The 10,439-nt window shown below is 65.1% G+C and carries 5 protein-coding genes; 2 read left to right on the top strand and 3 right to left on the bottom strand.

Annotation, left to right across the window (positions count from 1 at the left end):
• Positions 1-1,379, bottom strand: a 1,379-nt coding sequence (locus JSV65_05485; GenBank protein ID UCH35806.1) for a glycosyltransferase family 39 protein, incomplete at its 3' end; no start/stop codon positions are given.
• A 95-nt stretch (positions 1,380-1,474) separates the two neighbouring features.
• Positions 1,475-3,031 carry a glycosyltransferase family 39 protein gene (locus tag JSV65_05480; protein ID UCH35805.1) on the bottom strand — a complete coding sequence of 519 codons (1,557 nt, stop codon included), beginning with the start codon at positions 3,029-3,031 and terminating at the stop codon, positions 1,475-1,477.
• A 462-nt stretch (positions 3,032-3,493) separates the two neighbouring features.
• Between JSV65_05480 and JSV65_05475 the strand changes: the two genes are divergently transcribed.
• On the top strand, positions 3,494-5,188 hold the full coding sequence (locus tag JSV65_05475) for a hypothetical protein (protein UCH35804.1): 1,695 nt from the start codon (positions 3,494-3,496) through the stop codon (positions 5,186-5,188).
• Positions 5,189-5,943: 755 nt separating this feature from the next.
• On the opposite strand, the gene JSV65_05470 is transcribed toward JSV65_05475, so the two are convergent.
• Complete coding sequence (locus JSV65_05470) at positions 5,944-7,794, bottom strand: sulfatase (GenBank protein UCH35803.1); 1,851 nt, start codon at positions 7,792-7,794, stop codon at positions 5,944-5,946.
• 585 nt (positions 7,795-8,379) lie between these two features.
• Here JSV65_05470 and JSV65_05465 point away from each other — a divergent pair.
• Positions 8,380-9,597 carry a sulfatase gene (locus tag JSV65_05465; protein ID UCH35802.1) on the top strand — a complete coding sequence of 406 codons (1,218 nt, stop codon included), beginning with the start codon at positions 8,380-8,382 and terminating at the stop codon, positions 9,595-9,597.
• Positions 9,598-10,439: the final 842 nt, after the last annotated feature.

The raw sequence follows: 10,439 nt of genomic DNA, 5'->3' as shown, positions 1-10,439 counted from the left end.
GCACGGCCCATGCCGATACTCCAGCGGTAGTTGCCGTAGGTACCCCACTCGTCGCTGGCGCCGCCGGCCGGATTCCATACCGAGATGATGAGGGCGAAGCGGCGCCGCTTGATGTCCTGAATCAGCGGGCCCTGGTCCCAGTGACCGTCATAGAACATGGATGTCATCTTGTGCGAATCGAGCAGCACCGGACGCCCCGCTATCACCAGCAACCCCGCGTCGTCGCTCAGGATGTCGCCCTTGGTGCGCCGGATCAGATCGACGGCCGCGCGCCCCCCCTCGATCGTCTTCCGCCGCCACGGTGCCTCGCCGCCCGCGTGTCCGAGGGCTGCCTTGAGACACGGCGCCGCGAGAGAGAGTATCAGCACCGCCCAGACCGCGACCCATGCCACCTTGCCCGCCCACGTACCGACACGCGACGCCAGCCAGGGATAGGCGATGCCAGTGGCCAGGCAGGCGGCGACGATCGGCTCCTGCATGTAGTTGACTCCCGAGCCGATCTTACCCGCGGTCAGGAACACCAGCAGCGCAAACACGAAGTAGGCACCGATCAATCGCTCGGGCCTGCGTTCGCTGGGCGCGCCGGGAGGCCGTCCTTTCGCTGTCCAGCCGGCCACGGCGAGGCCGACTACGCCGAGAATGAACGGCAGCGGCCAACTGGAAAGGACGGATGACCATCGCCTGACCAGAAGGCGCGAGTCCCACAGATTCTGGTTGGCGACGACGATATGCCGGTAGAACCAGCCGTCGGTGGCGAGTTGGAGCGTGCCGAACATGACCAGCGTGACGGCGAGAGCACTGGCACCGACGATCACGGCGTTGCGGCGTTCGCCGATCCACCACAGGTAGGTAACAGCCGCTGCCAGCGGTGCCACCTCCGATTGCCTGGTGTATATCGCCACTATCATCAGCACTACAGCCGCAACCAGCCAGCGCCCGCCGAGCAGCACGCAGTAAAGGCCGCAGAGGCCGAACAGGATCGCGGTCATATCGACCCGCATCAGCGGCGCCCACAGGCGCACGATTGGCGCCGCCAGAAACAGCATTGCCGCCAGGGCCGCCGTGAATCTCGGCGCGCGCGCCCGGCGCAGAAGCGCCCAGATGAGCGCCGCTACGCCCAGCGTGGCGCCGCATGACAGCGCGCGCCCGAAAGTGAATGAAACCCCAGACAGCTTAACGCCGAGGGCGCATATGAGCGGATACACGGGGGGATAGGTCGACGCCACGAACGGATAGTGACGGTAGTCGTTATACACGACCCGGCCGCGCGCGATATTCAGCGCATAACGCAGCACGATGCCTTCGCCGTAGTCCACTTCGTAAGGGCACTTGAGGACCCACCAGCAGAACTCCCCGAGCAGGAATAGGGAGTACGCCATGAGCCCGCCAGCGAGGGCAGAAATGACGATCCGGGCAGCGCGCCATGCGCGCCCGTCCGGCGCGGTGAGGCGAGCCGGGGCTGCGGCGGGGGTGCTCATTGGAGTCGTTCGCGCTGCTTGCGTTGTTCGCGCTCCTGCACCAAACGCGCGTGCAGAATAGCGCAGGATGGATGATCCGCGTCGGCCGGCGCCGTAATGTAGAGGTTGCCCGCTCTCTTGACCAGGTAGTAGTTGCGCATGATGGCATGGCCCATGCCAATGCTCCAACGGTAGTTGCCGCAGGTGCCCCAACGGTCGGTCGCCCCGCCGATGGGGTCCCACCGCGTCACAACCAGCGCGAATCGGCGCCGCTTGATATCGGCGACCAGCCGGCGCTGGTTCCAGGTGCCGTCGTGGAACATCGACGTCATCTTGTGGGGGTCAAGGAGGATCTGCTTGCCAGCGAGCAGCGGCAGGCCCGTGTCTTCGCTGAGCACTTCCCCACCGCACTGTCGAATCATGCGCACCGCTTCCTTGCCGCCGTCGATGATGTCGGCGCGCGACCTGCGGTACGGGGCGTACTGATTCGCGGCAGGCACTACCAGCAGATAGATGGGGACCGTTATCACCAGCATCCACGCGCCGACCCATGCGGCTCTCGCCCATCGCTGCGTCAGGCGCTCCGCCAGCCAGTGATAGGCAACGCCCGTCATCAGGCACGACGCCGCCAGCGGGGCGAGCATGTAGTTGACGGTCGAGCCGATCTTGCCCGCAGTGAGGGATACCAGCATGGCGAAAACCCAGTAGAGCGCGAACAGGCGGTGCGGTGACCGGCTGTCGTTCAGCGAAGAGCCGTCCTCGCGCACCAGCCCGCCCAGAACGAGCGCCGAGCCGACGAGCCCCAGTACAAACGGAAACGGCCAGCCCTTGAAGACGTAGTCCCACCAGTATGACAGCGATTGCAGTTCCCAGAAGTTGCGGTTCGCGACGACGACGTGGCTGTAGAACCATCCGCCGGAGGCGACTTGGAGTACGGCGAAGGCAACGGCGCATATCGCGACCCAGCTTGCGCCGAATAGCGCGGCCTGGCGGCGCCGGCGCAACCACCATAGATAGCCCACCGCCGCAGCGACCGGCGCCACTTCAGACTGCCGCGTGTACATCGACAGCGCCATCAACACGACCGCGGCAACCAGCCACCAGCCTCCCCGAAGCACGCAGTACAGTCCGGCGACAGCGAGGAAGACCGCGATGATGTCGACGCGCACGACCGGACCCCACCAGCAGACGATGGGAGCCGCGATCCACAGCACCGTGGCGAGCCCGGCCGCCAAGCGCGTGATGCCCGAGCGCCTGAGCAGTGCCCAGATCAAGGCCCCGATGCCGAGCGCTCCCAGAGTCGAAAGGACGCGGCCGAACGTGAAAGATACGCCGAAGAACTTCGCTCCCACAGCCGCGAGCAATGGATAGAAGGGCGGGTAGGTCGCCACCACGTACGGATAGTGATGGTAGTTGCCGTAGAGAGGGACGCCCCGGGCGATGTTGAGGGCATTCTGCAGCACGATCCCTTCGCCGTATTCGATCTCGTACGGACACCGGACGGCGAACCAGAAGTAGTCGAGCGTCCGCCACACGTGAAACCCGAGCAGGATTCCGGCGGTAGCCAGCATCACGACCCGCGCCGTGCGCCAGCCCCGTGACGCCCGATGGCGAGGGGTGCTTGAGGATGATGACGACTCGAACTTCGATTGCGGTAGGTGGTGATCCATCTCTGTTGCCGACAGACAGGCCGTACGCGAACAGAGTCGCAGGTCGCCCGCGTTTGATTCTATAGTACCCACAATTTCTGTGCCTCACAACTCTATCCTTTCCCCGTGGCCATCCGGGTGCGTCTCGACAGGAAACCCGGCTTCGGGCCTCGAAATATAAATGTATAGTTTGTTGTTAGCCAAAGGGCGCTGATCCGAATACATACCTCCAGACCAGCTTCTTTGCGTGCGCACCAAACCCCAGGAGTTGGTTCGATAAGGCAGGAGCCTCGAGCATATGGCGTCGCTGTGTGATCTGCCGTCTGCGAAGACGGTGGCAGCCGCCAGCGCTGCTGGCGCAACCGAGGGTCACCGGTGCTAAGCGTCATGCAAGATCGGCATGATCCCGCGCCCGAGCCCAGCAGCCCGCGCATCGCGGGCGGACGGCGGCCCGGCGATACCTGGTCGCTTCTGGGCCTCGTGTTCCACGCTGGCTTCGGCGCCCTGCTCGCCCTATACGTTGCCTTCTTCGTCATCAAGTGCGCGGCGGACATCCGTTGCCCCTACACCCTGGACTACGGCGAGGGGCTCGTGCTCAATGAGGCGGTCCGACTTGCTCAGGGCGAGACACTATACAACGACTACAACCACTATCCGTTCGTCGTCAGCAACTACCCGCCGGTGTTCATCCTGCTCGGCGCGCTCGGCGTCAAGCTCTTCGGTATCTCTTTTGCCTTCGGCCGCAGCTTGAGCTTCGCGTTCATGCTTGCTGTCGGGATTATGATGGTCGTGCTGCTGCGCCGGTGCGGCATCCGTCTCGCGCCCGCGCTTGGCGCGCCCGCACTGCTACTGTCAACCACCTTTGTCACCATGTGGTCGGGCTTCATGCGCGTGGATTCGCTGGCGCTGCTGTGGGTGATGGCCGGACTCTATTTCGTGCTGCGCGGCGGCAAATGGCTGGTCGTGGCAACGCTGATGATGGTCGCCGCCTCGTACACCAAGCAGTCGATGGTTGCGGGTCTCGCCGCGGCCGCCGTGTACCTGTGGTGGACCGGGCGTCGTCGCGAAGCGGCGCTGTTCGTTGTGTCCTGGGCTGCGATAGGCATAGCGATATTCGCACTGCTGCAGGTCACGTCCCACGGATGGTTCTACCACCACATGGTCACGGCTAACGCCAACCCGTGGGATCTCCTGCGCGCGCTGACGTTCATCGGCATCGTGGTCACGGACTGGCCGGCGACGGTGGCCCTGGCCGTGGGGACAGCCGCGTTTCTCGTCGTCTCGGTGTGGCGCACGCGCACGCGGCACGGTCGACCGGGCATTTCCGGCGGCGAACAGCTCTTTCTTCCGTATTTCGCCTTCGCCGCCGTCAGCTCGCTGACCTCGGGGAAAGCCGGTGCGACTGTCAACTACATGATCGAACCGCTGGCGGCCGCGTTACTACTGGGCGCGTTTGGCTATCAGCGACTGATCGATGAGCTGTCCTCGCGCGCGAAGCGCATGGCCTGGGTCTTAATCGCCCTCGCATTCGTCGGGCAGGCGATCATGATGTGGAGGCCGCCTTCACGGTGGGACCCCGGTCGCGAGTACGCAGCGGAAGGCGGCCGCGCAGCCGCCGCCCTGTTCGCTCGCACGAAAGGCGACATCATCGGCGAGCCGGTAGGGAACATCGTCCTCAGCGGACGCACGCTGCTTCTGGATCCCGCGAGTTTCAGCCAAATGTCGCTCGCAGGGGTGTGGGATCCCACACCGCTCCTTCGAGATATCCGGCGCCAGCGCTTCGTGTTGGTTTTCACCGGCTTCAACCCTGCCACGGGACCTGATCGCTTCGGGAGTTTCGGGCAGGGCCGCTGGTCGGGGCGGATCATGCAGTCGATCCTGATCCGATACCGAGTAACGGAAGTGGCCGGAACCACGTTCTTCCTCACACCAATCCCGGGCAAGCGTGCCCGCGATCCTGGCGGGGCGGCCGCCTTGGCGCCGGAGGGTGCCGGTGGTCTGACAGCGCACGCCAAGATAACGGAGGTCGCCGGGGCGGGTTGCGCGCCGCAGCAGCGCGCAGGGCGCATGAGTGATGACTGATCACAGCCAGGAGCAGACGTCCGGCCACAGCCACCCATCGTGGGGATGGCGCGCCCTCCGATTACGCGTGCCGGCGGTGGGGATAGCGGCTGCCGCTCGGCTTCGCACGCAATTCGCAGACACGTCCTGGTGGTGCATCGCCTGCCCGTACGAGATCCAGTATGCGGAAGGCGGCGTGTTGCTCGACGCGGTCAACATGACCCGCGGCGGTGTGCCGCACGGAGATCACCGGCACTATCCTTTCACCCTAGCTTCGTGCACGCCGCCGTCCCCCTTACTGTGACCGTGCGCGGCGGCCATCAAGTTCCTGGGCGTCTGGTTTGCCGTGGGTCGCGCTCTTGCGTGCCGGGCGGCGGTCGGGGCAACCGCCTTGATCCGGACGATCCTGCGCCGGGTGCGGATCGGACACATGGTAGACGGCGTGCCCGATACATGGTTGACAACCAAGCAAGCCCCGCTAAGCATGCTTTTCTCGACGTCGCGGGAGGACAACCATGCCCTGGCAGGAGTCGACCATCGTGTGGCAACGACTGGAATCGGCCCAACTGGGAGACGACGATAAGCAGAATGGCAGTCGCTATGGCCGGCGCACCAGGCGCGCTCAAGAGACGGCGCCTCGCGCCTCCCGCCGATGAGGTGTGGGTTCGCTCAGTCGGTCGCGATGTCATTCGCTGTTGCCCGGCACGGTCGGTCGCCGTCGCCCGCGACGCTGCGATCCACGCCGCCACGCCCTTCCGCACAGGAGACGGCTCCCCCTATTCAAGATACCCCATGCTCCGCAGTCGTTTCTTGGTCTCCTCGGTCAGGGTCAGTGGCCTAGATGGTTTCGCCCGGCCATAGCTCGACAACGCGGTGCGCAGCCGCTGCTCCGCGGGCAGGCCGTGTCCAGCGAGGTTCCGCTGCTCGCCCGGGTCGGAGTCGAGATCATACAACTCCGCTTCGTCCTCGCCCACGCGTACCAGCAGCTTCCACGGCCCGCGCCGAATGCTGCGCATGATCTCGACGTCATCCGCGCCGTCAGCCCGGTTGAGGCCGGCGACGATGTCGCCGGGCTTGTACCCGCGCCGCCCGGTCAGCAGCGGCACCAGCGACTGCCCGCGGCCCCCCGGCACTTCCTCCGGGATGTTGCACAGGTCAAGTATGGTCGGCAGGAGATCCACCAACTGCACCGGCGTCGCCACGCGCCGCCCTGCGGGAATTCGCCCGGGCGCCGCAATGATCAGCGGCACGTGCAGTTCATCCTGATACAACTGGTAATGATGGCCAAACGAGCCGTGCTGCATGAACTCTTCGCCGTGATCCGCGCTCACTATAACGAGGGTATGCTGCGCAAGGCTCAGCCGCTCGAGTTCGGCCAGCACTTGCCCCACGTACTCGTCCACGTTGCGCACTTCGCCGTCGTAGAGGTCAACAACGCGCCGCACCTGCTCGGGGGTGAGGCGGTGCAGGTTGTCCATGAGCCATGTCAGCCAGACGGGATCCGGCAGATCCTTGGGATGGGCGGCGATGAAATGGTGCTGCTCGCGCCAGACATACGGATCGTGCGGCTTGAGATAATGCAGCCACAGAAAGAAGCGCCGGTCGCGATTGCGCTGTATGAAGGTAATGCCCTTGGCGGTCACCCACGGCGGCGAGTCAAGCCGCATCAGGCCCGCCTTCTCCGGCCCGCCGAGCCGGTCCCCCACGAACCATTGGAACCCCTGTGCCACATTGTACTGCGGCTCCACGAATCCCGAAGCCGCGACACCCCCGGTGGAATATCCGTGGCGCTGGAGGATCTTGGCCATCAGCCAATCGCTCGTCGGGAAGGCCTGTCGGGCTGTCGTCACTCCGTGATCCATGGGGAACTTGCCGGTCATAATGCTCGCGACAGACGGAACCGTCCACGGACCGTTAGCGTTGGCCTCGAGGAACGTAACGCCGCGAGCGGCGAGCGCGTCGAGGTTCGGGCTGGTGTCGCGGTGATACCCGTAGCAGCCGAGATGATCCGCCCGCTGGGCGTCGAGGGTGATGAACAACACATTCAGGGGGCGAGGGCGTACCAGGGTCGCGCCAATGCCAAGCGCAAGAACGAGCGCGAAGGCAACTCCGCCCGTCGCGATCGCCGCCGCCCTAACGCGCGGCGCCTCCGGCAAGCGAAATCCGAGAACAGCGAGAACGGGTGAAAGCATAAGCCCGATGCCAAGGAACGAAGCCGCGCACGCGCCTAATCCGAGCGGCTCTCCACGGGGCAGCGCGGGCGTGAGGACGTCGTACAGGCGCCGCGCGGCGCCGGAGCCCCACCCCACCCAGCCGACCGTCAAGCCGGCCGCACCCATGACCGGCGCAACAATTGATGCCCACGTGCGCAGTCGCGTGACGCCGCGGGTCGCGATCACGGGCTCCAAACCGGCCGCAAGGCCGAGACCTGCTGCGCCGTGCGCGGCCAGCCAATACCACAGGTGACGGACGAGAAGGCCGTTAAGGCCATGGCGGAGATATCCCTCGGCCGTGGGTGTGACAACGAACCGCGCCAGGCCGACGAGCACGCCGGCGGCCAGCCCCGCTGCCAACCACGCGAGATGCGACCGCGGGCTGCGCGACTCTATCAGTTGTGTGAATCTCATAAAGCGTGCGCCAGCGCCGACGAAGCCAACACATTCGGCGCAGACGGGACATCAATTACCCCCAAGTCCAGTTTACCCGCGCGGACTTGGCCGCGTCAAGGCCATGTTTACATCGGGTATGACCGCGCAAAGCGGGGATGCGGAGAGCTGGCACCGCCTGCTCCCGGTGGTGCAGGCGTTTATCTTGAGCGACGCGAAGCTTGCTCACTGGAGGCGCGGTCTCAGCTACGAACGCACTATAGAGTGTTTGGCATTAGCGGAGCGCGCTGACGTCGCAAGGCGCCAGCGACGCCTTTCCGGAGCGCGGCCTTCGCCGCGCCACACTCTTTCGGACGAGATTCTTGAGATGGGCACCGAAGCCCGCGAGTCATTCCGGTAACACAAGGACCTCGACAGGTCGCCGTAGGCAGGCCCCTAAGCCCCTCCGGGCGGGGGTGGCGGCTCCGACTAGTCGGCGCACAACTACGAGACGCTGCCCCACCGAATCGGTCACACCTCATATCGCGACGGATCCGTGGAATGCCGGGCAACCTGATGCCGAGACGCTGCTCGCGGCACACTGCGGTATGATATAATTGAGGTGGCATGAATTGGAAGCTTGCGGTGACGCTTGTCATGGTCTTCGTGCTCGTCGCGATCGGCGTCGCCGGCTTTCGGGCGTCGCGGCGCCCGCAGCAGTTCCTTGTCGTCGTGGTAGATGCACTGAGGGCGGATCACGTCGGCTGCTATGGCTCAACCACGGTGCGGACGCCGAACATGGACGCGCTGGCTCGACGCGGCCTGCGCTACGACGCGGCATACACGCAAGCATCGTGGACCGCGGGTGCCAATGCCGCTTTGTTCACCGGGATGTATCCGGGGCAAGTCCTCTTGATTACGCCCGAGGGGCTGCCCTGGCTGCGGCCCGAGGCGAACACACTGGCTGAACGCTTCCGCGCAGCGGGTTTTGCGACAGCGCTGTTCACCTCCCACCCGCGCATCACAGCCGACTTCGGGTTCACCCAGGGCTTCGGCGTGACCCGTTACATATTCGACAACGATCGACGCGTCGTGAGGGAATGCGCCCAATGGCTGCAAGGGCACTCCGCGCGTTCGTTCTTCGCGGTTGTGTACCTGCTCGGCCCGCACGACCCATATACTCCCAAGCGTCCGCCTGCGCTCCCGGACGGGGCTCCGGCCGAGTTGGCGAACGGTGCCTTCCCGAACGGGAAGTTCGGGCGGAAGGAAATCACATACCTGCATTCGTGCTACGAGGGCGAGATCGAGGACGCCGATGCGGACCTTGGCGTGCTCCTCGCCGACGCGCCGCCGCGCTGCACCGTAGCGTTGGTTTCTGATCACGGCGAAGAGTGGGCTGAGCACGGCGGTCTCAAACACTCACGAACCCTCTATGACGAGTGCAGCCACGTCCCGCTCATCCTGGCCGGGCAGCGCACCGGCGTTATCATCGCCCCGGTCGGGACATTCCAGCTCGCGCCGACTCTCCTGCGCCTGGCAGGGCTGACACCGAACGAGATGACGGCGCCGCCACTGCCGCCCTACGCCCCCGCCCCCAAGGCCGTATTCAGCACCCTCGCCGAGCGCATGGGGTACACCAACTGCCCGCCTTTCCATCAGCACGCGATCCGCACCGCGACCGACGTCGGGTTCCGGCGAGCCGACGGCACCTGGGAGGGCGCGACTCAACTCAAGCCGCTGATGGCGCGCCACATCGCCATGAACGAAGCTCGCGGTGGCCGGGCTCAGGTCCGGATCAGTGAGCAACGAGCGCGGGAGCTTCGCTCGCTGGGCTACATGCGTTAGCCTGCATTGTTCGTACCTGTCGTGTGTCGGCGGTATCGTCGTTGCGTGCGCCATAGTCGCTGCTCGCGGATAATTCATGACTGCCCAGCCGCGCAGTTTGCCCGAAGTCTGCGCTCGTCATGAGCAATCCGGGTTAGCGTGGGCCTGTGGCGTCCGTATCACTTTGACCCCGGCGAATATCTCCAACTGCCCCGTCACGGCAGTGCTGCGCATGCACCCCGATTCTGCTTTCCCCAATCTGGACGATCTAGTTGTCTACATCCCGATGGCGCCAAGCCTGTCTCGCCGCATTCCTCTCGCGTGGGCTGATGATGGGAGCGAATGGAGTGTACTCCTTGTCGCGGACGAAGTGAACCGCGGGGTGTGGGAATTGCTCGATATCCGGCGGAAAGCGGACTGCGCGTGCGCTTCGAGCCCTCCCAGATCTCGCGGGTTTTGCTCAACTGGTCGAGCGTCGGCCCGCGGTTTAGCCCGGCGATCTGCTCACAAGGAGAGGGCGCTCCCGCCCGGCGCGCCGCTCACGGTCGGCAGGCGTTCGCATACCTGGGTAGCGAGTGAACGAGCGCTAGGTCAGATCGCCTTTCCGGCAAGCCGCCTCGCAGTGCCCCGAAAGAGGGTTACTGCGCTCCCAACTTGGGTAGAAGTCGAACGAGACATATTGTGCGTGAGGTCCTGGCGCTGCCGCTCGCCGAACGGCCCGAAGAAACACGCAGAAATCCCTCCCGGAGACCGCCAGGTCAAGAAGGAACCGACGATGAGCACGTTGAATACGGCTCTCGTATCCGTTAAGTGGGTCGTTTGGGTTGATCGGTCCCCGCTCGCGCGTCAGTGTCACGTCTCCA

This window comes from Armatimonadota bacterium, assembly GCA_020354555.1.
GTDB lineage: Bacteria > Armatimonadota > Hebobacteria.
This window is presented reverse-complemented; position numbering and strand designations above follow the sequence as displayed.